The 24,098-nt window shown below is 58.5% G+C and carries 22 protein-coding genes and 1 pseudogene; 12 read left to right on the top strand and 11 right to left on the bottom strand.

All coding sequences use genetic code 11. From position 1 onward, the window contains the following. Positions 1 to 6: 6 nt before the first annotated feature. The 6 genes from LDN84_RS15610 to tauA form a co-directional block, all read right to left on the bottom strand. Positions 7 to 702 (bottom strand): amino acid ABC transporter permease, encoded by a 696-nt coding sequence (locus tag LDN84_RS15610; RefSeq protein ID WP_223904363.1) that lies wholly within the window; start codon positions 700 to 702, stop codon positions 7 to 9. 80 nt (positions 703 to 782) lie between these two features. Then, positions 783 to 1,619, bottom strand: a complete 837-nt coding sequence (locus LDN84_RS15605) for a transporter substrate-binding domain-containing protein (RefSeq protein WP_223904362.1) — start codon at positions 1,617 to 1,619, stop codon at positions 783 to 785. 93 nt (positions 1,620 to 1,712) lie between these two features. Beyond that, the gene (locus tag LDN84_RS15600; RefSeq protein WP_223904361.1) at positions 1,713 to 1,853 is read right to left on the bottom strand and encodes a hypothetical protein; all 141 of its coding nucleotides are present in this window, start codon (positions 1,851 to 1,853) and stop codon (positions 1,713 to 1,715) included. 4 nt (positions 1,854 to 1,857) lie between these two features. Further along, positions 1,858 to 2,724, bottom strand: coding sequence for an ABC transporter permease subunit (locus tag LDN84_RS15595; RefSeq protein ID WP_223904360.1), 867 nt, complete (start codon positions 2,722 to 2,724; stop codon positions 1,858 to 1,860). Beyond that, positions 2,717 to 3,505, bottom strand: a complete 789-nt coding sequence (locus tag LDN84_RS15590) for a taurine ABC transporter ATP-binding protein (protein WP_223904359.1) — start codon at positions 3,503 to 3,505, stop codon at positions 2,717 to 2,719. The genes LDN84_RS15595 and LDN84_RS15590 overlap by 8 nt, the downstream gene beginning before the upstream one ends. 7 nt (positions 3,506 to 3,512) lie before the next feature. Then, on the bottom strand, positions 3,513 to 4,514 hold the full coding sequence (tauA, locus tag LDN84_RS15585; protein ID WP_223904358.1) for a taurine ABC transporter substrate-binding protein: 1,002 nt from the start codon (positions 4,512 to 4,514) through the stop codon (positions 3,513 to 3,515). Positions 4,515 to 4,670: 156 nt separating this feature from the next. Here tauA and xsc point away from each other — a divergent pair, with 156 nt between their 5' ends. From xsc to mnmC2, 3 genes are all read left to right on the top strand, one after another. Further along, on the top strand, positions 4,671 to 6,497 hold the full coding sequence (gene xsc, locus LDN84_RS15580) for a sulfoacetaldehyde acetyltransferase (RefSeq protein WP_223904357.1): 1,827 nt from the start codon (positions 4,671 to 4,673) through the stop codon (positions 6,495 to 6,497). A 108-nt stretch (positions 6,498 to 6,605) separates the two neighbouring features. Further along, a complete protein-coding gene (locus LDN84_RS15575; RefSeq protein WP_223904356.1) occupies positions 6,606 to 8,246 on the top strand; it encodes a GMC family oxidoreductase in 1,641 nt (546 codons plus the stop codon). Positions 8,247 to 8,257: 11 nt separating this feature from the next. After that, a complete protein-coding gene (gene mnmC2, locus LDN84_RS15570; RefSeq protein ID WP_223904355.1) occupies positions 8,258 to 9,010 on the top strand; it encodes a tRNA (5-methylaminomethyl-2-thiouridine)(34)-methyltransferase MnmC2 in 753 nt (250 codons plus the stop codon). 11 nt (positions 9,011 to 9,021) lie between these two features. Here mnmC2 and dapF read toward each other — a convergent pair whose 3' ends face one another. After that, entirely contained in the window at positions 9,022 to 9,837 is an 816-nt protein-coding gene (gene dapF / locus LDN84_RS15565) for a diaminopimelate epimerase (protein ID WP_223904354.1), read from the bottom strand. A gap of 486 nt (positions 9,838 to 10,323) precedes the next feature. Between dapF and LDN84_RS15560 the strand changes: the two genes are divergently transcribed. From LDN84_RS15560 to LDN84_RS15540, 5 genes and pseudogenes are all read left to right on the top strand, one after another. After that, positions 10,324 to 12,528, top strand: coding sequence for an OsmC domain/YcaO domain-containing protein (locus tag LDN84_RS15560; RefSeq protein ID WP_223904353.1), 2,205 nt, complete (start codon positions 10,324 to 10,326; stop codon positions 12,526 to 12,528). A 380-nt stretch (positions 12,529 to 12,908) separates the two neighbouring features. Further along, positions 12,909 to 13,184 (top strand): hypothetical protein, encoded by a 276-nt coding sequence (locus LDN84_RS23205; protein WP_435405888.1) that lies wholly within the window; start codon positions 12,909 to 12,911, stop codon positions 13,182 to 13,184. Positions 13,185 to 13,234: 50 nt separating this feature from the next. Next, the gene (locus LDN84_RS15550) at positions 13,235 to 13,390 is read left to right on the top strand and encodes a GMC family oxidoreductase N-terminal domain-containing protein (protein WP_255610548.1); all 156 of its coding nucleotides are present in this window, start codon (positions 13,235 to 13,237) and stop codon (positions 13,388 to 13,390) included. Positions 13,391 to 13,445: 55 nt separating this feature from the next. Further along, positions 13,446 to 13,793, top strand: a pseudogene (locus tag LDN84_RS15545) (GMC oxidoreductase); the annotation flags it as partial. 228 nt (positions 13,794 to 14,021) lie between these two features. Next, complete coding sequence (locus tag LDN84_RS15540) at positions 14,022 to 15,320, top strand: DUF2325 domain-containing protein (RefSeq protein WP_223904350.1); 1,299 nt, start codon at positions 14,022 to 14,024, stop codon at positions 15,318 to 15,320. A gap of 58 nt (positions 15,321 to 15,378) precedes the next feature. On the opposite strand, the gene LDN84_RS15535 is transcribed toward LDN84_RS15540, so the two are convergent. The 4 genes from LDN84_RS15535 to LDN84_RS15520 form a co-directional block, all read right to left on the bottom strand. Next, positions 15,379 to 16,425, bottom strand: coding sequence for an amino acid ABC transporter substrate-binding protein (locus LDN84_RS15535; protein ID WP_223904349.1), 1,047 nt, complete (start codon positions 16,423 to 16,425; stop codon positions 15,379 to 15,381). 82 nt (positions 16,426 to 16,507) lie between these two features. Next, positions 16,508 to 17,902, bottom strand: a complete 1,395-nt coding sequence (locus tag LDN84_RS15530; protein ID WP_223904348.1) for an NAD(P)/FAD-dependent oxidoreductase — start codon at positions 17,900 to 17,902, stop codon at positions 16,508 to 16,510. A 272-nt stretch (positions 17,903 to 18,174) separates the two neighbouring features. After that, positions 18,175 to 18,987: an amino acid ABC transporter permease gene (locus LDN84_RS15525; protein ID WP_223904347.1), complete on the bottom strand. Its 813-nt coding sequence runs from the start codon at positions 18,985 to 18,987 to the stop codon at positions 18,175 to 18,177. 36 nt (positions 18,988 to 19,023) lie between these two features. After that, a complete protein-coding gene (locus tag LDN84_RS15520; protein ID WP_223904346.1) occupies positions 19,024 to 19,824 on the bottom strand; it encodes a transporter substrate-binding domain-containing protein in 801 nt (266 codons plus the stop codon). 303 nt (positions 19,825 to 20,127) lie between these two features. Between LDN84_RS15520 and LDN84_RS15515 the strand changes: the two genes are divergently transcribed. The 4 genes from LDN84_RS15515 (at position 20,128) to epsC (ending at position 24,097) form a co-directional block, all read left to right on the top strand. Further along, entirely contained in the window at positions 20,128 to 21,396 is a 1,269-nt protein-coding gene (locus LDN84_RS15515) for an OmpP1/FadL family transporter (RefSeq protein ID WP_223904345.1), read from the top strand. Between the two features lie 273 nt (positions 21,397 to 21,669). Continuing rightward, positions 21,670 to 22,137 (top strand): rhodanese-like domain-containing protein, encoded by a 468-nt coding sequence (locus LDN84_RS15510; RefSeq protein ID WP_223904344.1) that lies wholly within the window; start codon positions 21,670 to 21,672, stop codon positions 22,135 to 22,137. A gap of 35 nt (positions 22,138 to 22,172) precedes the next feature. After that, the gene (gene cysK, locus LDN84_RS15505) at positions 22,173 to 23,153 is read left to right on the top strand and encodes a cysteine synthase A (RefSeq protein ID WP_223904343.1); all 981 of its coding nucleotides are present in this window, start codon (positions 22,173 to 22,175) and stop codon (positions 23,151 to 23,153) included. After that, a complete protein-coding gene (gene epsC / locus LDN84_RS15500; protein ID WP_223904342.1) occupies positions 23,150 to 24,097 on the top strand; it encodes a serine O-acetyltransferase EpsC in 948 nt (315 codons plus the stop codon). The genes cysK and epsC overlap by 4 nt, the downstream gene beginning before the upstream one ends. The last annotated feature ends 1 nt before the right edge of the window (position 24,098 follow it).

Here is a 24,098-nt window from a genome sequence, read left to right as displayed (position 1 = left end):
TGTTCATCACACTGCCCGCGCCGGGTAACGGTGTTGGTAAAAAATAGCCAGCCCGGTGATCAGCAGTGACACCGTGAGGTAGCTGGCGGTGGCAAACACAAAGGCTTCGACACTGCGAAAGGTTTCGGTCTCGACCTTGCTGGCTTGGTACATCAGCTCGGCGGTGCCGATCACGGTGGCAATGCTGGTGTTCTTCCAGAGGTTGAGCGTTTGTGAGATCAGCGGCGGCACCGTTACTCGCAGTGCCTGTGGCAATACCACCAACCGCATGGTGGACAGAAAACCAACGCCCAGCGCACGCCCGGCTTCAAACTGGACATGGGGAATGGCGCGGATGCCACTGCGCACGTCTTCCGACATGTAGGCTGCGGTGTAGAACGTGAGCGCCGTTACCGCTGCAATGGCTTCAAAATTGTGGGCGTAAAGCCAATCACGCACCGGCTCGGGCAACAGCTCGGGTGCACCAAAATACCAGAACAACATGTGGGCCAGCAGCGGCACATTGCGGATGGCTTCCACAAAGCACCAGGCTGCGGCGCTGAGCACCCGTAGGCCAGACAAACGCATCAGCGCCACCAGCACAGCCAGAGGCACAGCCAGCAGCAGCGTCACCGCCGTCAACAACAAGGACAGTTGCAGACCCGCCACCAGGATGTCGTGGTAGTGGCCGGAGATGAGCAGGGAAAGTTCAAACGAATGCATAGCGGGATTCGGCAAGACAAAAGCCCATCAGCCATGACCGCGCGAAGACGCTGGCCTGACGAATGGGCTGTGCGGAAAAATCAGCCTTCGATCTTGTCGGATTCGATCTTGAAGTCACGCTTGGGGAACAGCTTGAGCCTGGACTCTGGGCCGTACCACTTCAGGAAAATCTTGTTGGCCTCGCCAGATTTTTCCAGGCCACGCAAGGAGTCATCCACGGCGGTTTTCACGCCAGCCTCGCCCTTCTTGATACCAAGAGCCAGGGGTTCTACATTCAGGTTTTGCGGCAGGATCACATAGTCTTTGCTTTTGTCACCCAGCTTGGCAAAGTCGGCCAGAAGGCTGACTTCGTCATTGATGTAGGCCGTGCCTTTGCCTTGTTGCAAGGCCTGGAAGGCTTGTTGGGTGGACTCAAAGGTCACGATCTCGGCCGTGGGAACCACCTTCAGCAAGTTCGGGCCTTGGGTGCCGCCCTTGACGGTCAGTGCCTTCTTGCCTGCCAGTTCACTCACGTTATGGATGCCACTGCTTTTCTTGACCAGCACTTTAGAGCCGGTCACAAAATGCGTCAGGGCAAAGTCCACTTGGGATTCGCGTTCCTTGTTGTGGGTAAGGGATGCGGCCAATACATCCACATGGCCTTGCTGAAGTTCTGGAATACGCGCAGCCACCGCCAGCTGTTTGAAGACGGGCTTGACCCCCAGGTTTTTAGCGACTGCGGTGGCCAGGTCAATCTCGTAACCCACAAATTCACGGGTTTTGGGATCGACAAAACTGTTGGGCTCGTCAATGCCGAGTACGCCAAAAATGATCTCGCCTTTTTTCTTGATGTCGGCCAGTTGGTCGGCCTGGGCGGACACGCTGGTCAGTGTGATCAGTGAGGCCAGCAGGGCGGAAAGCAGCGTAGGAATGCGCATAAAAAAGTAACTCCAAAAATTGAATGAATAAAAGCCATCATGTGACCTCTGACACCCACGGTGTTCAGGGCTGCATGACAACGAAACCCAAGCTTAAGCAGCATCAAAAAGAAACGGAACGAATGAAATCGAATAAGCAATTTCGGAAAAGTTTGAGTGAGCGGTGACCACCCCAGACGGGCTTTTCTGTTGCATACCTTCAGGGTTAAAACGGCTTTGCAGCAGTTCCGCCATAGTGTCAACCCCGCCCCTTCCAAGGCACCAGCCGTTGCGCCGTCCAGCGCATCAGCAAGTCAAAGCCATAGGCCAGCAAGCCGATGACGATGATGCCCATCACCACAATGTCGGTGCGCAAAAAGTTGGAGGCATTCAGCACCAGTTGCCCCAGGCCCAGTGAGGCGGCCACCATCTCTGCGGCCACCAAGGTGGTCCAGCCAAAACCAATGGCGATGCGCATGCCTACCAGTATTTCAGGCAAGGCCGCCGGCAGGATCACATGGCGAATCACCTGCCAGCGGCTGGCCCCCATGGAGGCGGCGGCGTGAATCTGCTCTTGCGTGGCGGTCTTCATGCCCGAGCGTGCGGCCAGTGCCAGCGGGGCAAAGCAGCTCAGGTAAATCAGCAGCACCTTGGGTAGCTCGTTGATGCCAAACCAGATGATGATCAAAGGCAAATAGGCCAGTGGTGGCAAGGGGCGGTAGAACTCCAGCGGTGGATCAAAAACGCCACGCACCACGCGTGAGCAGCCCATGGCAATGCCCAGCGGAATGGCGGTCAGGCAAGCCAGCACAAAAGCGCTCAATACCCGCAGCAAGCTGGCCGACAAATGCTGCCACAGCGGCTGGTCATTGGCCTGACCGCTGGCGTACAGCACAAACTGTTGCCACACCGATTGCGGCGATGGCAAAAACAAAGGCTTGACCCAGCCAGCCTCGGTGACGATCCACCACAGCGCAAACAGCACCAAGATGGTGACCACGCTGATGGTAACGCTGGAGCCTTCACCCAGCTCATGAAAGGCACTGGTTTTGCCGTGAGACGGAGTGTGGGACGGGGTGGGCGTTTCGGTCACACTGGGGGCTTCCAGGGCCAGACTTTCAGGCATAGAGGGCCTCACGTTGGTGAATCAGGCTGAGCACTTCTTCGCGCAGCGCAATGAATTGCGGCAGTGATTTGACCTTGCGCGCATCGCCTTCGGCAAGGAATAATTTTGAAAACGGCAAGTCTTCAAACACCCGCACAATGCGGCCTGGGCTGGGGCTCATCACCACCAACCGGGTTGCCAAGAACAGAGCCTCTTCCACCGAGTGGGTGATGAAAAACACCATCTTGCGGGTTCGTGCCCAGGTGTGCAGCAGGGTTTCTTGCACCTGCTCACGGGTGAAGGCGTCCAGTGCACCCAGCGGCTCGTCCATCAACAGCACCGCTGGATCGCTGGCCAGCGCCCGCGCAATACCCACGCGCTGCTGCATGCCGCCAGACAGCTCCCAGATCGCGCGGTCACCCACACCCTCCAAGCCCAGCAGGGCCAGCTTGTCTTGTGCCAGTTGGTGGCGTTGGGCCGTGGGCACACCCCGCAGGAGCAACGGCAGGGCCACGTTGTCGCGCACATTCAGCCAGGGCATCAGTGCGTGTTTTTGAAACACCACGCCACGCTCTGGCCCTGGGGCATGCACCGGCACACCGTCCAGCAACACCGCACCGTCAGAGGCGGGCAAAAAGCCCGCAATGCAGTTGAGCAAGGTGGTCTTGCCGCAGCCCGACGCACCCAGCGCCACCACAAAGTCGTCGCCCTGCATGTGCAAATTGACATCGGACAGTGCGCAGCGTTGACCCCCTTTGATGGCGTAGCGAACCGTCAGGTGGCGAATGTCCAGCCCCGACATATTGACCTTACTTGCCCAGCGCCTGGCGCACGTACTGCGTGGTCACAAAAGCAGAGTAATCAGGCTTGACTTCCTGTATGCGGCCCTGCTCCTTCAGGAAGACGGCGGTTTTGGCCAGCGCCTGTGCGGCACCACCGCCCAGCCACTGGGCCGAGTTTTGTTCCTGCAAGGTAGGGAAACCGTACAGCGCAATGGCGGCGGGCACGTCTTTGGGGTCGGCCTTGCTCCACTTGGCAATGGCCTTGATGGGGGCAGAGTCTGCCGTCCATTTGGCGGCGTTCTTGCGGTAGTTGTCATCTGCCTTGGCCAGGGCCTTGACCAGTGCGGTCACAAAGCCTTCGTTGGCCGCAGCCCATTTGGCGTTGATCACCAAACCGTCAAACGTGGGGTAACCTTTTTTGCCAATGCTGCCGGAGGTGGCAATGGCTTTGCCGTTGCTCTTGATTTTGGACAGCACCGGGTCCCAGATGAAGGCCGCATCAATGTCACCACGTTCCCAGGCGGCGGCAATTTCTGGTGGACGCAGGTTCACCACGTTGACCTCTTTGGCATCCACGCCTTCAAGCTTCAGGCCCACCAGCAACTGGTAGTGTGAGGTAGAGACAAACGGGGTCGCCACTTTCTTGCCCTTGAGGTCTTTCCAGCCGCTGATGCCAGCGCCATTACGCACCACCAGCGCTTCAGCGTCGGCAATGTCGTCCAGAATCCAGAACAGCTTGATGTCTTGCCCCTGGCTGGCCGCTGCGGCAATCGGGCTGGAACCCGCCTCACCAATCTGCACATCGCCCGAGGCCATGGCGCGCACCACGTCACCGCCGCCGCCGAACTGGCGCCAGTTGATCTTGTAGCCGGTGGTTTTTTCCAGCTCACCCGACTCGATGATGGTGCGCAGTGGCACCAGCATGTCCTGGTAGGCAAAGGTGACTTCTTTGGTCTGGGCAAAACTGGTGGCTGCAGCCATCAAACCGGCGGCTGCAAGCCAGCGAAACAGGGTGCGTTTGGTTGTCATTAAAGTTTCCTGATGGGGTAAAAAGGATCCATGCTAGGCACGCCAAGCTCTAATGGGAACGACGAATTCCGAGGAACGATAGTTGCAAATCACATAAGCAAAATTCAAAACTCTGGAGAATCAATGCTTCATCGTTGACCACCCGGAGACCTCCTCATGAGCGCATCCCACACCCCCTCCCACCCGGTTCGTAGCGTCGCCACCGGGCGGCAAAAAATGACCCCATCGGAGGCCTTTGTCGAGACCCTGGTGGCCAATGACGTGACCGACATCTTTGGCATCATGGGCTCGGCCTTCATGGATGCCATGGACATCTTTAAACCGGCGGGCATCAACCTGGTGTCGGTGGTGCATGAGCAGGGCGCGGCCCACATGGCCGATGGTTATGCACGCGTCAGTGGCCGCCACGGCGTGGTGATCGGGCAGAACGGCCCCGGCATCAGCAACTGCGTCACCGCCATTGCCGCCGCCTACTGGGCGCACAGCCCAGTGGTGATCGTCACGCCTGAGACCGGCACCATGGGCATGGGGCTGGGTGGTTTCCAAGAGGCCAACCAGTTGCCGATGTTTCAGGAGTTCACCAAGTACCAGGGCCATGTGAACAACCCCAAGCGGATCGCCGAATACACCGGACGCTGTTTTGACCGCGCCTTGAGCGACCTGGGGCCCACGCAGCTCAACATTCCGCGTGACTACTTCTATGGCGAGATCGAGGCCGAGATTCCACTCCCCCAGCGCGTGGAGCGCGGTGCCGGTGGCGAGCACAGTTTGAACGCCGCCGCTGAACTGCTGGCCAATGCCAAATTCCCCGTCATCCTGGCCGGTGGTGGGGTGGTGCTGGGCGACGCTGTGGAGGCTTTGAAAGCCCTGGCCGAGCGCCTGGGCGCACCGGTGGCCACCGGCTATTTGCGCAACGATGCGTTCCCGGCCAGCCACCCGCTGTGGGCCGGGCCGCTGGGCTATCAGGGTTCCAAGGCAGCGATGAAGCTGATTGCCCAGGCCGACGTGGTGCTGGCCCTGGGCTCACGCATGGGGCCGTTTGGCACTTTGCCGCAACATGGGCTGGACTACTGGCCTAAAGAGGCCAAGATCATCCAGGTGGAAGCCGACCACACCAACCTGGGGCTGGTCAAAAAAATCACCGTCGGTATCCATGGTGATGCCAAGGCCACGGCGCAGGCGCTGCTTGGGTGTTTAGAGCAAAAAACGCTTGTAGCCGACAGTACACGTGCGCAACGTGCTATCACAATTGCAGCAGAAAAAGCCGCCTGGGAGCAAGAACTGGACGGCTGGACGCACGAGCGGGACCCGTTCAGCCTGGACATGATTGCCGAAGCCGCCAAAGCGCCCACCTTCAACGGCGGCCAGTGGTTACACCCGCGCCAGGTGCTGCGCGAGCTGGAAAAAGCCATGCCGCCACGTGTCATGGTGTCCACCGACATTGGCAACATCAACTCGGTGGCCAACAGCTACCTGCGTTTTGAGGAGCCGCGCAGCTTCTTCGCCCCCATGAGTTTTGGCAACTGCGGCTACGCGCTGCCGACCATCATCGGAGCCAAACGCGCCGCACCAGACCGCCCAGCCATCGCCTACGCGGGTGACGGTGCTTGGGGCATGAGCATGGTTGAAATCTTGACCGCTGTGCGCCACGACATTCCGGTCACCGCGGTGGTGTTCCACAACCGCCAGTGGGGGGCCGAGAAAAAGAACCAGGTGGACTTCTACAACCGACGTTTTGTGGCTGGTGAACTTGACAACCCCAGCTTTGCCGATATCGCCATCGCCATGGGGGCCGAAGGCGTGGTGGTGGACCGGCTGGAAGACGTGGGTCCAGCGCTCAAACTAGCCATTGACGCACAAATGAACCAGGGCAAAACCACGGTGATTGAGATCCTGGTGACCCAGGAGCTGGGCGACCCGTTCAGGCGCGACGCGCTCTCCAAGCCCGTGCGCTTTCTGGAGAAGTACCGGGATTACGTGTGAGGTGATCAGCCCCTGGCGCCCACAGTCACTCGATTTGTAGGAGCGGTGGCAGCCGCGAACACCGATGAGTTATTACGAAGTTACAAGCCTTTTGGGCCTGTGGCGCATATGAATCAAGCGCAAGTAGCTACCAAACATATAGCAATTATTCCTGAATTTGACTACATCATCGTCGGCGCGGGCTCCAGCGGTTGTGTGCTGGCCAGCCGCCTGAGCGAAGACCCGAGTAAACGTGTGCTGCTGCTGGAGGCCGGGCCGCCAGACCGTTCGCTGTGGCTGCATCTGCCCATTGGTTACGGCAAAACCATGTGGAGCAACACCTACAACTGGCGTTTTGAGACCGCGCCCGACCCGAACATGAATGGGCGGCGTATCTACTGGCCACGCGGCAAAACGCTGGGCGGCTCCAGCGCCATCAACGGCCTGATCTACATCCGTGGCCAGCACCAGGACTATGAGCACTGGGCCGAACTGGGCAACACCGGCTGGAGTTATGCCGACGTGCTGCCGTACTTCATCAAGTCCGAGGGCAACCAGCGCGGCGCATCCGAACACCATGGTGGCAGCGGGCCACTGCGCGTGTCTGACATCGGAGCGAAGCACCCGCTGATCGAGGCTTTCATCAACGCCGCCGCAGAACATGGTGTGCCACGTAATGACGACTTCAACGGTGCGCGGCAGTTGGGGGCAGGCTACTACCAGCTCACCACGCAGAACGGCTGGCGCTGCAGCACCGCCACCGCCTTTTTGAAACCGGCGCGTGGCCGTGCCAACTTGGTGCTTGAAACCCAGGCCCAGGCGACCAGCATCGTGTTTGACCAGCAGCGCGCCGTCGGCGTGTCTTACCGCCAGCAAGGCATCAGCAAAACCGCCCGCTGCAAGGCCGAGGTGCTGCTGGCCGCAGGCGCGGTGCAGTCGCCGCAGTTGCTGCAACTCTCAGGCATTGGCCCACGTGAGCTGCTGGAGCGCCATGGCATTGCGGTGGTTAAAGACGCGCCCGGTGTGGGTGAGAACCTGCAAGACCATTTGCAGATTCGCCTGGGCTTTGAGTGCAGCCAGCCCATCACCACCAATGACCAGCTCAACTCGTGGTCGGGCAAGGTAGGCATTGCGTTGCAATGGCTGTTCAAGCGCAGTGGGCCGCTGGCCGTGGGCATCAACCAGGGCGGCTGTTTCATGCGGGCGCTGCCCGATGAGTCTGACAGACCCGACATCCAGTTCCACGTGTCCACCTTGTCGGCCGACATGGCGGGGGGCAAGGTGCACCCGTACTCTGGCTTTACCCTGTCGGTCTGCCAACTGCGGCCGCATTCACGTGGGCACATTCGCATCCGCAGTGCCGACCCGTTTGAAGCACCCGAGATCACGCCCAACTACCTGGATGCCGAACTCGACCAGCGCACCGCCGTGGCCGCCATCCGATGCGCCCGCGCCATTGCCTCCAACCCAGCCATGCGCCCGTTTGTGAAGCGAGAGGTCAAGCCCGGCCCCGAGCTGAACAGCGATGCCGATCTGCTGGAGTTCTGCCGCAACCATGGGGCCACCATCTTCCACCCGGTAGGCACCTGCCGCATGGGAGCCGACGCACTGGCCGTGGTGGACCCCCGCCTGCGCGTCAACGGGGTTACCGGCCTGCGCGTGGTCGACTGCTCCGTCATGCCCACGCTGGTGTCCGGCAACACCCACGCGGCAGCGGTGATGCTGGCGGAGAAGGCGGCGGAGATGGTGCGGGAGGATGTTGGTTCTTGATAGAGTCGGGTTTGTCAAAATTTTTTTCTTCATATCCATTTATGTACGAGTCGGTCGTTTGGTCAGAAGATGGCATCCCGCACAGCCTACGTTTCAAGGACAGATACCATTCTTGTGCTGGAGGCCTCGCTCAAGCAGCGACGGTGTTTGTGGCGGGTTGCGGTTTGCCGGGAAACTGGCGCGGGAAAACTCAATTCACGGTGCTGGAAACCGGTTTTGGCCTTGGATTGAATTTTCTGAGCACATGGGCAGCTTGGGAGGCTGACTCGCAACGTTGCGATCAACTACATTTTTGTTCCGTGGAAGCTTACCCCGTGAGTTCTACTGACATGGTTCGAGCGGTGTGCGCTTCAGTGTCAAGCGAAACTGACATGGCCGTCCTGGGGCGCATCCAGGGCCTTGCACAACAACTTGCATCGGTCTGGCAGGGTCTTTCACCCGGCATCCATGTGTTCCACTTTGCCCAGGGTCATGTTCGGCTGACACTGGCGGTGGGTGAAGTGGGGCAAGTGCTGCCAACCCTTGACTGTCAGGCAGACGCGGTGTTTCTTGATGGTTTCAGCCCCAGTATCAATCCGGACATGTGGTCTCTTTCCACACTGCAAGCGGTGGCGTTACATTGCCGACCAGGCACAACGCTGGCAAGCTACACCGTCGCAAAAAGCGTTTGTGAAGGGCTGAAACAGCTTGGTTTTTTGGTGAGCAAATGCAAGGGATTGCCACCAAAACGGGACAGACTCGAAGCTGTTTTTCAATCGTCCTGAAGTGTCACCGTTCAGGCCTGAAAAAAATGACTCACTATCGTTCCGTGAAAAATTGATTCCACAGCCCCAGTCAGAACAACACTGCCAAGACCATCCCATTGCACCGTCACCGTTCCGCCGTCACAGGCCACCTCGACGGTATCGTCCAAAAGGCCACGCCGAATCCCGCCGACAACCGCACCACAACAACACGAACCTGATCCGAGTGGAATGCCGCCACCGCGCTCCCAAATACGCAAGCGGATATGCCTGCGGTCAATGACCTGGACAAAATGCACGTTCGTCTTGTGGGGGAAAAGAGGATCGATTTCGGTCTTGGCTCCCATGCCTGCCACATCGACTTGTGTCAGATCATCCACGAAGAACGTGCAATGCGGATTGCCCATGCTGCAAGCCGTGGGGCTTCCGGGCAGCGGCAATAGGTGGGTGTCCATCGCTTGGGCGAGCGGGATATCTTGCCAATGGAGCAGAGGCTTGCCCATATCAACCGAAATGCCTTGCTCTGACACTCGTGTGCATGTCAGCAGGCCCCGGTTGGTTCTGAGCACAACTGAAGACGCTTGGGTCTCGCGCATCAGCATATCTGCAACCCCACGGGTGGCGCTGCCACAGGTGTCGAGCATGGAACCATTGGAATTCCAGAACCGTAAGCGGGCTGCTGCATCGTCACAGTCAAGCAAGACGGCGAGTTGATTGAAGCCAATGCCCCGATGTCGATCTCCCAAGCGCCGGGCTACTTCACTCGTGATTGGATCGACTTGGCCGCGCAGGTCGACAACGATGAAGTCATCGCCATGGGCATGCATTTTTGTGAAGCTCAGGGTCATAGGCTGTTCTGTTTGGATCAATGAATCTTCTGGGCAGGTAATGGATTTTGCCGTCGATATTTCGCTTGCAGCGATGCTGATGTGACTGATGTTAGGGCTTCTGTCGAATGACGCGCTGGATATGGTGAGGGAGGATGGGTTTTCTCAAGCCTTGGGTGCGACTAGCTGTTCGCGAATCTGAACAGTCTTTTGTTTGCTCGCTGCGGATGACATTCATGCAGCGGAAAGCCAACTATCACGAGTGCCCGCTGTGTTTTGCTCCTGACGAAGCGCTTGTTAAACTCACTTTTGGCGTGAATGACATGAATGGCGGACGACCCTCGTCTATAGTCGCCTCAGCATCGACTTTTCATCGTGCGCACTTAGGGTAACCGACCCTTTGTCCTCAGCCCCTGTTGATTAGCGCAGGCCGTCAAGTGTCATGACTAAGACGACGGCACCTGTACGCAAGGCTAATCATCTTCAGCACTATTTTGGAATTCCCACATGGAAATAAAAGTCAACTTTCTCGACAAGCTTCGTCTTGAAGCCAAGTTCGATGACTTCACGGTGGTCGCCGACCAGCCTATTCGCTACAAAGGCGATGGCTCGGCACCAGGGCCGTTCGATTACTTTCTGGCCTCATCGGCCTTGTGTGCGGCTTACTTTGTCAAGTTGTATTGCGACACCCGCCATATTCCTACCGAGAACATCCGGCTGTCGCAGAACAACATCGTTGATCCAGAAAACCGCTATCAGCAGATTTTCAAGATTCAGGTCGAGCTGCCGGCGGAACTCTCGGCCAAAGACCGCCAAGGCATTTTGCGTTCCATCGACCGTTGTACGGTGAAAAAAGTGGTGCAAGCGGGGCCTGAGTTTGTGATTGAGGAAGTGGAAAACCTGGATGCCGATGCCCAGGCCTTGCTGAGCCTGGCCCCGACTTCAGAAGCAAGCACCTATATCGCCGGCAAGGATCTGCCGCTGGAGCAAACCATCACCAATATGTCGGCTGTGTTGGCGGGCTTGGGTATCAAGATCGAAATCGCTTCGTGGCGCAATCTGGTTCCCAATGTGTGGTCGCTGCATATCCGCGACGCACATTCGCCGATGTGTTTTACCAATGGCAAGGGGTCGACCAAGGAAAGTGCATTGGCCTCCGCCTTGGGCGAATACATTGAGCGCCTCAACAACAACCATTTTTACGCCGGTGTATTTTGGGGCGAAGACATCGCCAACGCAGCGTTTGTCCATTACCCGAACGAGCGCTGGTTCAAGCCGGGCAAGAGAGATGCGCTGCCGTCGGGACTGCTGGATGCGTACTGCCGGAAAATTTACGATCCCGATGGCGAACTGCGTGGTTCACATCTGATTGACACCAACTCCGGCAATGTGCAGCGCGGTATTTGTGCGCTGCCCTTTGTGCGCCATTCGGATGGCGCGGTGGTGTATTTCCCGTCCAACCTGATCGAAAACCTGTTTGTGAGCAATGGCATGAGTGCCGGCAATACGCTGATGGAGGCACAGGTGCAATGCCTGTCGGAGATTTTCGAACGGGCGGTCAAACGCGAGATTCTGGAAGGTGAAATCGCCTTGCCAGATGTGCCCGACCACGTGCTGGCGAAGTACCCTGGCATTCTGGCCGGCATCAAGGGACTGGAAGAGCAAGGCTTTCCAGTGCTGGTGAAGGACGCGTCGCTGGGCGGGGTGTACCCGGTGATGTGCGTCACCTTGATGAACCCGCGCACGGGCGGTGTGTTTGCCTCGTTCGGCGCGCACCCCAGCCTGGAGGTGGCGCTGGAACGTAGTCTGACGGAATTGCTGCAGGGTCGCAGTTTTGAAGGCCTGAACGATTTACCTCGGCCCACCTTTACCAGCAACGCCGTGACGGAGCCCAACAACTTTGTCGAACACTTTATTGATTCCAGCGGTGTGGTGTCGTGGCGGTTTTTCAGTGCCAAAGCGGATTTTGATTTTGTCGAGTGGGATTTTTCCGGCAAGGGGGACAACTCCAATGCCGACGAAGCCGCGACCTTGTTCGGCATTCTCAAAGACATCGGCAAAGAAGTCTACATGGCGGTGTATGACCAGTTAGGCGCCACGGCCTGCCGCATCCTGGTGCCGGGTTATTCGGAGGTGTATCCGGTAGAAGACTTGATCTGGGACAACACCAACAAAGCACTGTTATTCCGAGCCGATATTTTGAACTTGCATCGCCTGGACGATGCCAACCTGGAAGCCCTGCTGGAGCGTTTGGAGAACAACGAGCTGGACGAGTACTCTGACATTGCCACCTTGATCGGCATCGAGTTTGATGAGAACACGGCCTGGGGCCAGCTGACCGTTCTGGAGTTGAAGCTGCTGATTCAGCTCGCCTTGAAACAATACGAGGTGGCGCAAGAGCTGGTGGGAGCTTTCCTGCAATACAACGACAACACGGTCGAGCGCGGATTGTTCTATCAGGCCTTGAATGTGGTGCTGGAGGTGCTGCTGGATGATGACCTGGAATTGGACGATTACGTGGTCAATTTCCGCCGCATGTTTGGCAACCCTCGGATGGACGCGGTGCTGGGGTCCGTGGATGGCAGCGTGCGCTTCTTCGGCTTGACACCAACGAGTATGAAACTGGAGGGGCTCGACAGGCACCAGCGTCTGATCGACAGCTACAACAAATTGCACACGGCACGGGCCAGTGTGGCGGCTACTTCCAGCTAGGGTCGCGTGTTTTCCTGCGATCTGACGTTCATCCCGAAATTGCGGGGTGCTCCAGATCCAGGTAAGTAAAAGTGGAACTCTTTTCCTAAGTCTCTTGCTGAGCAAGTCTGCAGCCTATATGCAAGATATATATTCACTGACTGCGGGTGATGTACTGATTTCAAGAATGTATTTGACGACGCGACAGGCCTATTGCGGACAGCGTTTACGAGTATTCAAAACATTGGAAACAACCATTTTTTAGGTGTCTAGGGCATATGAATAAAGCATAAACAGCTATAAAAACAATAGCTTTGCGCGCTGACAAATCCCTCACCTGACCACCACCATGCCCTCCGGAATTTGACTACATCATCGTTGGCGCAGGCTCCAGCGGTTGTGTGCTGGTCAGCCGCCTGCGCGAAGATGCAGCCAAGCGCGTGCTGCTGCTGGAGGCAGGGCCGCCAGACCGTTCGCTGTGGCTGCATTTGCCCATTGGCTACGGCCAAACCGTGTGGAGCGCCACCTACAACTGGCGCTTTGAAACCGTGCCAACTTCAGACTTCCTGATCCGGGAGGATATTGGATTGGCACAAAGGTTCGCTTATTCGTGCGTTGTAGGAGCATCGGTAGGCGCGAATCGCAGCTGCCGGTTCTCCTACAAGTGCCATGGCTGATTTCTGAAAATCAGGCTATTGTCTACATCGGATTAGGAGGTCTGAACTTGGTGGTTGAAACCCAGGCACAGGCTAGCGGTATTGTGTTTGACAACCAGCGCGCCGTGGGCGTGCGCTATCACCAGCACGGGGTCATCAAAACCGCTCGTTGCAAGGCAGAGGTGCTGCTGGCCGTAGGCGCGGTGCAGTCGCCGCAATTGTTGTAACTCTCCGGCATTGGCCCGCGTGACCTGCTGGAGCACCATGGCATTGCAGTCAATCCGATGCGCCCGCACGATGGCTACCAGCCCAGCCATGCGCCCGTTTGTGAAACGCGAGGTCAAGCCCGGCCCCGAGCTGAGCAGCGATGCCGACCTGTTGGAGTTTTGCCGCAACCATAGGGCCACTATCTTCCACCCGGTAGGCACCTGCCGCATGGAAGCCGACGTACTGGCCGTGGTAGACCCGCGCTTGCGCGTCAACGGCATCACCGGTCTGCGCGTGGTCGACTGCTGCGTCATGCCTACGCTGGTGTCCGGCAACACCTACGCGGCCGCGGTGATGCTGGCCGAGAAGGCGGCGGATCTGGTGCGGGAGGATGGGGCACTTTTAATGGGTTTGCCTGTTTGATTCAGTAGGTAGCTTGGATGGCCGAAGGCGCTTTGCACGCCAAGAACCTTGCCCTTCAAGGTAGGCTGGTTTTCAGTGATGCCGGGGCCTTGGGGAGCCATATCCTGAACCGGAGCCAGTGTGAATATGGTTATGCGATTTCATTCCTTGCTGCGAACGTGGCTGATCTTTACGATGAACTCCTGAGCCTAGCCACTCCCATCTTGCCATCCTCACAGGAGACACGCGATGATCAGCGCAGCAAATTTTCGGGCGCAACAGGTGTTGCAGTCCCACCCGTTGTTGAACCCATACACCCACTGCACCCCGATGCTGCTGGGTGACTTTGTTCCGGGTGTGGTGCGGCCGACCCTGGCGCGTGAAGCCAGGTCAGATGTTCAGCCACAGACCAGATCTGGATCGGGTCGTCGCAAACTGTGGGAACTGAGCAGCAACGCTGCTTGTCTGGTGACAGGGGTGTGTTTGCACTTTTACGAAGTGCAAAAGTTGGCCTGCAAGGTTGGTATGGAGGTGGACGCTTGTTCTGAATATGACCTGCACGGCTTGGTGTCGCAAGAGTGTCGTAACCGCTGCGCCTTGGCTGAACTGGTGCAACGAGAACTCGATAGCCGTTTTGCACTGTCTGTCCAACAGTCTCAACGCCTAAAAACCACTGAAGCCCTGGCGCGGTGGTGGGATGATTCTTGCGATGACTCCGACTGGGCTGGGGAGTTTTGGGCTGTGCTGTCACACCCTAGATGTTCATCAGACCTTGAGGATATCGTGTTGGGTCAGGTGCACATGCTGGAACACCGCGCCAGCATGACGGTGCGTACTGCTGCCACTTGGCGCAATGAAATACTGGCTGAAAGACAGCGCTTGGCTCAGGAGCTGGCTTCAGTTCAACAACGTATCCAAGCCCAGGCGGTAGAACATGCCACAGCCGTAGCGGTATGGCAAGCTGAATGCGTGAAGATGCGTGCCAGCGTCATCCGAGCCGAAACCGAGCGTGATTTGGCTCAAACACGGCTGCAGGAGTTGAAGAGTCTTGAGCCTGATGTGCTCACGCGCCAGCGATTGCTTGAAGACAATCAGCGCTTGCAGGCGCAAAATGAAAAGCTGCTCATGCGGGTATTGCAGCGTGAAAATCATGAGGTCGACAAGCCCGTGCTCAAGTCAGTGAGTGAAGATGAGGGCAAGTCCTCGTTGGCTGGCTTATTTAACCCTGCCTTGGATCTGAATGAACGACAGGTGTTGTGTGTGGGAGGTCGCACCTCCAGTATCCCGGTTTACCGAGAGGTGATTGAAGACCGTGGAGCCAGTTTCATGCACCACGATGGCGGTGAAGAAAATAAGGCCAGCCGCTTGGTTAGCCAGCTCCAGGCTGCTGATGTGGTCATTTGCCAGGTAGGTTGCATCAGCCATGATGCCTACTGGCGCGTGAAAGAGCATTGCAAGCGCACTGGAAAACCCTGCCTGTTTGTTGAGATGTCCGGTCGCTCTGCCCTGGAGCGTGCACTGGGTCATAAGGTGGCCGCAGCGCTGTGATGATCGTTTCGCAGGCAGCTGGACACGCTGCCTGCGAAAGAGTCCGTGTCGCGTCAATTCAGCGAACTGGATAGGCGTAAATCAGACCACCCTGGTTCCACTGCTTGTTCAGGCCGCGCGGCAAGTTCACCGCTGATTGGCTGCCTAGGTTGCGCTCAAAGCTCTCGCCATAGTTGCCGGTGGCTTTGATGACGCGGGCCAGCCAATCTTTGTCCAGCCCGAGTGCCTTGCCGGAATCTTCACTGCCGCTGCCAAGCAAGCGTTGCACCACCGGGTCGGTGCTGGTGGCCTTGAGCTGATCCACGTTGGCTTGTGTCACACCGTATTCTTCGGCCTCGAACGTGCCGTAGATCACCCATTTGACGATGGTGAACCAGTCGTCATCGCCGCGTCGCACCATCGGGCCCAAAGGTTCTTTGGAGATCAGATCGGGCAGGATGATGTGGTCTTTCGGGTCTTTGGCTTCTTTGCTGCGGATGGATGCCAGACCTGATGCGTCTGTGGTGTAGGCTAGGCAGCGGCCGGCGAAATAGGCGGCATTGGTGGCTTCAAATTTTTCAAATACGATGGGTTTGAGGTTGAGTCCATTGGACTTGGAAAAGGCGGCCAGGTTCTTTTCAGTGGTGGTACCGGATTGCACACACACGGTTTGACCCTTGAGCTGTTTGGGATTTTTGATTTTGCTTTTGACGGGCACCATGAAGCCTTGGCCGTCGTAGTAGTTGGTGACGGTGGCAAAGAGCCCCAGAGAGGCATCCCGGGATTGGGTCAATGTGGTGTTGCGGGCCAGTACATCGACTTCACCTGATTGCAAGGCGGTAAAACGTTGCTGTGAGGTTAATGGCACGTATTTCACCTTCTCGGCATCACCCAGGGTTGCGGCGGCTAGCCCACGGCAGACATCGACATCCAGGCCCACCCATTTGCCGCTGGAGTCAGCGGCTGAGAAGCCATTAACACCGGTACTGACACCACAGGCGATTTGGCCACGGGCTTTGATGCCGTCCAGTGTTTTGCCTGCTTGTGCAGGGGCTGCTCCAAGTGAGCACAGAGCGGCGATAGCGGCAAGGACACCGAATGTAGGTTTGAAGCGTTGATTTTTCATATGGGATTTCAAGGTGACTAACAAAAAGACCAGAGATGGTCGGGGAACGTGGAGACGGGTCAAAGGGCAAGATGTTGCGTTCTCACTTCTCATCCTGCCATCCATACCACTGGTACAAAATCCGCTGCCCCAGGCGGCGAAACGGGGCCAGCGCGGGGGAGCGCACCACACCAAACAGGTTGGGCGCTTGCAGTGGCGAGTCATAGATGGGCAGCCTGAACACCGCTTGCCCGCCGTCCTGCCCCACCACACGCTGTGCCAGGCGTTTGCCTGCCCAGGTGGAAAACGCCACGCCGTTGCCGCCGTAGCCAACGGCGTACCAGACGTTTTGCGCTGCATCAGGTTGGGTGATACGCGGCATCATGTCGTGGCTGACATCGACCCAGCCCCACCATGAGTAGTCAATCTGAATGCCTGCCAGCGGCGGGAATTTGCGAGCGATGGCATCGGTCAACAGCTTCAGGTGTTTGGGATGTTGCGCATCAGCTCCGTGGATGGCGCTGCGGCTGCCCAGTTGCAGTCGGTTGTCGGGCAGCAGCCGGTAGTAAAAGCGCAGGGTGCGGGTGTCGGTCAGAAAGGTTTTGGAGCGGAACTGGGTGGCCTCCAATTCGGCAGCGGTCAATGGCCGTGTCACCACGGTGTTGGACAAGATCGGCATGAGCTTGTTTTTCAGCAGTGGGTTGAGTTGCTGCCCGGTGTAGCCACCGGTGCATACCGCCACCCGCTTGGCCCGCACCGTGCCGCCGGGTGTGCGCAGGTGGTGAATACCGTTGACAGTTTGCCAGCCCTGCACCGGGCTTGCGGTATGCACTTTCACGCCCAGGGCGCGTGCCTGGGTGATCAGGTCGAAGGTGAATTTGAGCGGGTGAATGCCCACGCCCTCCAACTCCAGCATGCCACCGGCACAGTCACGTTCATCACAGTAGTTGTCGCGAATCTCCTCGGTACTGAGCAGGCGCGGGGCATAGCCAAAGACCTCGCGCCGCACGGTGGCCTCCTGGCGCAGATAGGCCAGCTTTTCCGGGCGATGTGCCAGGTACAGGTGGCCGCCGGGAGTGGCATCACAGTCGATGCGGCGGGTGAGCTGGGTGAAGTTGTCATAGCCAGCGCGCACCTCGCTGTCGAGCTGCTTGGCCACGTCCAGCCCCCAGCGGTCAATCCACTGCGACCGAGTCAGCCGCCCGGCGGCGTTTTGTCCTTGGCCACCGTTGCGGCTGGAGCACCCCCAGGCGATCTGGTTGGCCTCCAGCACCAGAGGGGCCACACCATGTTCCTGTGCCAGATACAGCGCGGTAGAAATGCCGGTGGATCCTGAGCCGATGACCACCACATCAGCATCCACATCGCCACTGATGGGGCCATCATCGGGCGGTGGTGTGCCTGCACTGGCCACCCAATAGCTGGGCGCGTAGTCACTGCCGGTGCCAAGGTCTGCCGATGTCAGGGGATCGTAGTGAGGGTTGTAGGGCTGGGCCACAGTCTTTTTCGCTTGCGATAAGGGGCTCTGATGCTAGGCAGACCGGGTCACGGGGGCAACGAAGGATTTCGAGTTTGGATGTTTGGAAAACGCATAAGCGCAAACAAGCGGCTTGAGCCTGATGCCTCATCCTTAGCCGTTGTGGGAGTCTGATGGAAGACCATGATGTCCACCGTCAAAATTCTGAGTGATGTCGGGGTTGACGGCATGCCTGCTACCAAAGCCGTGTTTGACGACATTCGGGGCACCTGTCACACTGCCGCCGCCTGCCTTCAAACCCCGCCGCGCCGCCGCAAATGCCGCTCCAGTCGACGCAGCAGCAGCGACAGGGTCACGGTGAGCATCAGGTACAGCACGGCCACCACGTTGTAGGTTTCCACCGTCAGGAACGAGCTGGAGGCATAGAGTTTGCCAAGCTGGGTGATGTCGTTCACGCCCAGCACCGACACCAGGGATGAGTCCTTCACCATGGCGATGAAGTCATTGCCCAGCACCGGCAGCACCCGGCGCACCGCTTGCGGCCACACGACCAGGCGGAAGGTCAGCCAGCGTGACAGCCCCAGCGCCTGGGCTGCCTCAATCTGCTCACGCTGCACACTTTGCAGTCCGGCACGAAACACCTCGGCCAGAAAAGCGCTGTAGGCCAGGGCCAGCGCCACGATGCCGCGTGTGGTGTTGGACACGTCGCGCAGCTGCACATCAGGCAGCCAGTCTTGGGCAATCCAGCCCTCCAACGCCCATTGGTACAGATTGACTGCCGCCGGTGCACCGACAAAGGTGACGTAGAGCAGGATGACCAGCGCGGGCAGGCCGCGCACCACCTCGATGTAGAAGCGTGCCGCCTGACTCAGCCACACGTTGCGTGCACGGGAGGCCAGCGCCAGCAGTAGCCCCAGACTGGCCGCCAGCGCGTAGGCAATCACCGCCACGTACACCGTCGTCCACAGGCCTTCAGCCAGGGTCTGGAAGATCAGACCATAGCGCCCATCGGCAATGGCCAGCCAAACAAAAGCGGCGCTGATCAAGGCCAGCGCCAGCAGCCAATAGGGCCGCTCTGGCGGCTCCGACTCAATCAACAAAGCCACAGGGCCAACCTTTGCTTCAAGTGAACACTGTGCGCTTTATTGGTTCAGCTTGTAATCGACAAACCATTTCTGGTCGAATTTCTTCAAGGTGCCGTCGGCCTTGAGTTGTTTGAGCGCGGCATTCACGGGTTTGACCAGGTCCGAGCCGGGTTTGAAGATGAAGCCAAATTCCTCGCGCCCCATCGGTTGGCCAACCACCTTGTAGACACCGGGAAAAGCTTTCACATAGCCTTGCGCCGACACACCATCACTGAGCACAGTGTCCACGTCACCGGCCTTGAGCGCCTGCATCGACAGGCCAAAGGTGTCGTACAGCTTGATGCGCGGGTTTTTCTCATTGCCGTCCAGCACTTCGTAGACGGCGGTGTAGAAATTGGTGGTACCGCTTTGGGCACCCACCAGCAATTTGGCGTTGCCCTTGAAGCTCTTGGCATCGGTGAAGCGCTTCTCGTTGCCGCGCACCATCATGAACTGCTCGGACACCATGTAAGCATCGGAGAAGTCCACCTGTTTCTTGCGATCATCCTTGATGGTGATGCCGTCCATGCCCACGTCAAACTGGCCCTTGCGCACGGCTTCGATCATGGTGTCCCAGCTGGTCAGCTTCCAGTCGACCTTGGCGTTCAGCCGCTTGGCGATTTCGTTGAAAACGTCGTACTCCCAGCCCACGCTGGCCCCGGTTTTGGGGTCTTTGAAGTTCAGCGGCAGGTAGGCGTTTTCAGTCACGGCCACGATGCTGCGGCCCTTCAGGTCGGGCAGCGCCGGGTCAGCGGCGTGGGATATGGCGAAATGCAGGCTGGCCAGGGTGACAGCTGTCAGCACGAGACGACGGTTCATGGGCATGGGGTGCTCCGTTATCAAATAGTTGTGCAGTATATGACCTGATAGTTCAGGTATGGCATGGATTATTTGCTATGCAATTAATAGCTTTTATGGCCCGCTTTGATTGCAATTCAGCTGCTTGACTGATGTGCAGTGCACACCATTTTGGCAAGAACAATGTGCTCTTCAGTCAATGACAAAAACCGCATGTACTTATGCGAAATCTTTTGTTGGAAAGTGTGCCCTTGTCCCGCATAGTTGGCGCCAGAACAAGGGGTTCAGCCGCTTGTCTTTCCACCTGAATCACACCCACCACACATGTCAACTTTCAACTTTTCTCTTCGCGCCGTGGCCTTGGCTGCGGCATTGCTGGCCCCGGTACTGGCCGGTGCAACCAATGGGTATTTCTCACATGGTTATGGTGCCAAGTCACAAGGTATGGCTGGCGTGGGGATTGCCTTGCCACAAGATGGCCTGGCTGCAGCTACCAACCCGGCGGGTACTGCAGCGGTAGGCAACCGCTATGACTTGGGTCTGACCTTGTTTGCCCCCAGCCGTGATGCCAGCATCGTTGGCAATGCCTTTGGTGCCGATGCCAGCTACAGCGGCAACAACACCAGCACCTTTCTGATCCCGGACTTTGGCTACACGCGCCAAGTCAACCCCCATCTGGCGGTGGGCTTGGCCGTTTATGGCAACGGTGGCATGAACACCGACTACAGCGCCAACCCTTATGCACGTTTTGGTGCCACTGGCTCAGCGGGCATTAACCTGGAACAGCTTTTTATCTCGCCCTCAGTGGCCTACAAGGTTAGTGATGCCCACACCTTTGGTGCGGCGCTGAATCTGGCCTACCAGCGGTTTGAGGCCAAGGGCATCGGCCTGTTCAGTGGTTTCTCATCAGCCCCCGGCAACGTCAGTGACAAGGGTGTGGACAGCAGCACCGGTGTGGGCGTGCGTTTGGGCTGGCTGGGCAAGGTCACGCCGCAACTCACGCTGGGGGCCACCTGGGCCTCCAAAATTTCGGGCAAGTTTGACAACTACAAAGGCCTGTTTGCTGATGGCGGTGGCTTTGATGTGCCTGAGAACTACGGCATCGGTCTGGCTTTTGAGGCCACACCGGCCTGGACGCTGGCCGCTGATGTGCAAACCATTCGCTATAGCCAGGTGGGCTCGGTGGGAAATTCCGCCGCCAGCCTGTTTGCCGGAACCCCGTTGGGCGTGGCCAACGGCCCCGGTTTTGGCTGGCGTGATGTCACGGTGCTCAAGTTGGGCGTGAGCCACCAGCTGCGTTCTGATCTGATCCTGCGTGGTGGTGTCAGCATTGGCAACCAGCCGGTGGCTGAGTCTGAGACTTTTTTTAATGTACTGGCCCCCGGCGTGGTCACCAAACACCTGACGCTGGGAGCCACCTGGACCACACCGGGCGGCGGCGAACTGACCGGCTTCTTTGCTCACGCTTTTGGTGAAACGGTCAATGGCAAGGGGTCGATCCCACCCGGCAATCCGCCCGGCTTTGGCGGCGGCAATGCCAATGTCACGCTGAAGGAAAACATCATTGGTGTGTCCTACGGCTGGAAGTTTTGACGTATTACAGACATCCGTGGGGTGCAGGGTGTTCTGAAGTATGGCGGCTGAGTCCGTTGCTGCTGGCTGGACGGGTTGTACTGCGCAGAATCAGTCAACACATCTACCCGTATTGCTTGTACCTCACCGCTTTATTAGATGAATAGGTTATTTAGAACTGAATATTCAATCGTTTGAGTTTTCATGCTCTGCCTATAAAGTTCTTTCTACCGCCTGTAGCCACCAAGCGCTGCCAGGCCAACTCATCAAGCGACTGCAAAGGATTTTTTGACCATGACTCTTGTGATTGAAGCCACCTTACTGCCCGAAGTGCTCGAACCCGTGCGCGCTGTGGCCCTGTCCACGGGCCTGTCTTACGCCGGGGGGGTGCCGCCCCAACTGGCCTGGGTGTTGGTCCAAAGTGGTCAAGCGGTTCTGGTGGATGTGCGCACTGCAGAAGAACGCAAGTTTGTCGGCCATGTGCCCGGCAGTGTGCATGTGGCTTGGGCCAGCGGAACGGCCATGACACGCAACCCGCGTTTTGTCCGCGAGCTTGAAGCCAAGACCGGCAAGGATGCGGTGCTGCTGCTGCTGTGCCGAAGTGGCAAGCGCTCTGATCTGGCCGCTGATGCGGCTGCCAAGGCCGGATTCACCCGCGTCTTCAACGTGCTTGAAGGTTTTGAAGGCGAGATTGACGAACAACAACACCGGGGCAGTTTGGGCGGCTGGCGCTCGTACAACCTGCCCTGGGTGCAGGACTGATCCCACCCCGCTTTTTCACTCGCAAAGGAACCACCATGACACAAATTTTTGCTGACAACTCACTTGCCATTGGCCGCACCCCGCTGGTCAAACTCAACCGCCTCACCGCCGGTGCCGGGGCCACCGTGCTGGCCAAGATTGAAGGCCGCAACCCGGCCTATTCGGTCAAGGACCGCATCGGCGTGGCTCTGGTGGCAGACGCAGAAAAGCGCGGCTTGCTAGGGCCGGGCAAGGAAATTGTCGAGCCCACCAGTGGCAACACCGGCATTGCACTGGCTTTTGTGGCGGCTGCACGCGGCATCTCGATCACCCTGACCATGCCCGACACCATGAGTCTGGAGCGGCGCAAGCTGCTGGTGGCCTACGGTGCCAAACTGGTGCTGACCGAAGGGGCCAAAGGCATGAAGGGCGCGATTGCCAAGGCCGAAGAAATTGCCGCCAGCGACCCCAAGTATGTGCTGCTGCAACAGTTCAAAAACCCGGCCAACCCAGCTATCCACGAGGCCACCACCGGCCCTGAAATCTGGAAAGATACCGAGGGCAAGATTGACATATTTGTGTCCGGCGTGGGTACCGGAGGCACCATCACTGGTGTTACGCGCTACATCAAAAACACCCAGGGCAAGGCCATCACCTCGGTGGCGGTGGAGCCCACCGCCAGCCCGGTACTGACCCAGGCGCGTGCCGGTGAGGAGATCAAACCCGGCCCACACAAGATTCAAGGCATTGGGGCCGGTTTTGTGCCCGACGTGCTGGACTTGTCGCTGGTGGACGCGGTGGAGCAAGTCAGCAACGAAGACGCGGTGGACTTTGCCCGCCGCCTGGCGCGTGAAGAAGGCATCTTGGCGGGCATCTCGGGCGGTGCGGCAGCGGCGGCGGCGGTGCGTTTGGCCCAGCGGCCTGAGAACGCGGGCAAGACCATTGTGGTGGTGCTGCCCGATTCGGGTGAGCGCTACTTGAGCTCGATCCTGTTCGACGGCTTGTTTGATGCCGCTGGCTTGGCTGTCAGCGCATGAGCGTCGTTGCATTGCGCCCGGTGGAAGCCAGCGCCCCCCTTTTTGACCTGAAACAGGTCGTGGCCGAGCTGGCCGCTGAGCGCCAGCGCTGGCGCGAGGCACAAAAACGCTCCACCGAACCCGGTGGGCGCGAGCTGCCCTCACGCGACGCGCTGGCACAGATCATTGACGGGCTGCGTGGTGTGTTGTTCCCCATGCGCCTGGGGCCGGCCGATTTGCGCCAGGAGAGCGAAGACTTTTACGTGGGCCACACGCTCGACAGCGTGTTGCACGCCTTGCTGGTGCAGGTGCGTCTGGAATTGCGGTATGCCCAGCGCTTGTCGGAGCAGACCGATGCCCAGGTGATTGAGGCGCGTGCCGTGGCCATCGTGCGGGATTTTTCACGTGCCTTGCCGCAGATTCGCGCTTTGCTGGACAGTGATGTGGTGGCCGCCTTTGAGGGCGACCCGGCCGCACAAGGCGTGGACGAGGTGCTGCTGTGTTACCCCGGCATTCTGGCCATGATCCACCACCGGCTGGCGCACCAGCTCTACACCCTGGGCGTGCCGCTGCTGGCGCGTATGGTGGCCGAGCTGGCGCATGGCCAGACCGGCATTGACATCCACCCCGGGGCCACTATTGGTGCGGGCTTGTTCATCGACCACGGCACCGGCGTGGTGATTGGCGAGACGGCGGTCATCGGCCAGCGCGTGCGCATTTACCAGGCAGTCACGCTGGGTGCCAAAAGCTTTCCGACCGATACCGATGGTCACCCGCTCAAAGGCCTGCCGCGCCACCCCATTGTGGAAGACGACGTGGTGATTTACGCCGGAGCCACCGTGCTGGGGCGTGTGACCTTGGGCCGTGGAGCCAGTATTGGCGGCAATGTGTGGGTGACGCACAACGTGCCCGCCGGTGCCCAGATCACCCAGGCCCGCTCGCAACACGAGGCGGTGGGTGGCTAAG

Source organism: Rhodoferax lithotrophicus (assembly GCF_019973615.1).
In the GTDB taxonomy this organism is placed as follows: Bacteria; Pseudomonadota; Gammaproteobacteria; order Burkholderiales; family Burkholderiaceae_C; genus Rhodoferax; species Rhodoferax lithotrophicus.
The sequence above is the reverse complement of the archived record's forward strand: the minus strand, read 5'-3'. Positions and strand labels throughout refer to the sequence as shown.

Coding starts and splice junctions, on each gene's coding strand:
- dapF (WP_223904354.1), bottom strand. CDS start 9,837: ATGACCCTGAGCTTCACAAAAATGCATGCCCATGGCGATGACTTCATC.
- LDN84_RS15595 (WP_223904360.1), bottom strand. CDS start 2,724: ATGCCTGAAAGTCTGGCCCTGGAAGCCCCCAGTGTGACCGAAACGCCC.
- LDN84_RS15520 (WP_223904346.1), bottom strand. CDS start 19,824: ATGAACCGTCGTCTCGTGCTGACAGCTGTCACCCTGGCCAGCCTGCAT.
- LDN84_RS15560 (WP_223904353.1), top strand. CDS start 10,324: ATGGAAATAAAAGTCAACTTTCTCGACAAGCTTCGTCTTGAAGCCAAG.
- tauA (WP_223904358.1), bottom strand. CDS start 4,514: ATGACAACCAAACGCACCCTGTTTCGCTGGCTTGCAGCCGCCGGTTTG.
- LDN84_RS15600 (WP_223904361.1), bottom strand. CDS start 1,853: ATGGCGGAACTGCTGCAAAGCCGTTTTAACCCTGAAGGTATGCAACAG.
- LDN84_RS15510 (WP_223904344.1), top strand. CDS start 21,670: ATGACTCTTGTGATTGAAGCCACCTTACTGCCCGAAGTGCTCGAACCC.
- LDN84_RS15540 (WP_223904350.1), top strand. CDS start 14,022: ATGATCAGCGCAGCAAATTTTCGGGCGCAACAGGTGTTGCAGTCCCAC.
- xsc (WP_223904357.1), top strand. CDS start 4,671: ATGAGCGCATCCCACACCCCCTCCCACCCGGTTCGTAGCGTCGCCACC.
- LDN84_RS15605 (WP_223904362.1), bottom strand. CDS start 1,619: ATGCGCATTCCTACGCTGCTTTCCGCCCTGCTGGCCTCACTGATCACA.
- cysK (WP_223904343.1), top strand. CDS start 22,173: ATGACACAAATTTTTGCTGACAACTCACTTGCCATTGGCCGCACCCCG.
- LDN84_RS15535 (WP_223904349.1), bottom strand. CDS start 16,425: ATGAAAAATCAACGCTTCAAACCTACATTCGGTGTCCTTGCCGCTATC.
- LDN84_RS15590 (WP_223904359.1), bottom strand. CDS start 3,505: ATGTCGGGGCTGGACATTCGCCACCTGACGGTTCGCTACGCCATCAAA.
- LDN84_RS15515 (WP_223904345.1), top strand. CDS start 20,128: ATGTCAACTTTCAACTTTTCTCTTCGCGCCGTGGCCTTGGCTGCGGCA.
- epsC (WP_223904342.1), top strand. CDS start 23,150: ATGAGCGTCGTTGCATTGCGCCCGGTGGAAGCCAGCGCCCCCCTTTTT.
- LDN84_RS15575 (WP_223904356.1), top strand. CDS start 6,606: ATGAATCAAGCGCAAGTAGCTACCAAACATATAGCAATTATTCCTGAA.
- LDN84_RS15610 (WP_223904363.1), bottom strand. CDS start 702: ATGCATTCGTTTGAACTTTCCCTGCTCATCTCCGGCCACTACCACGAC.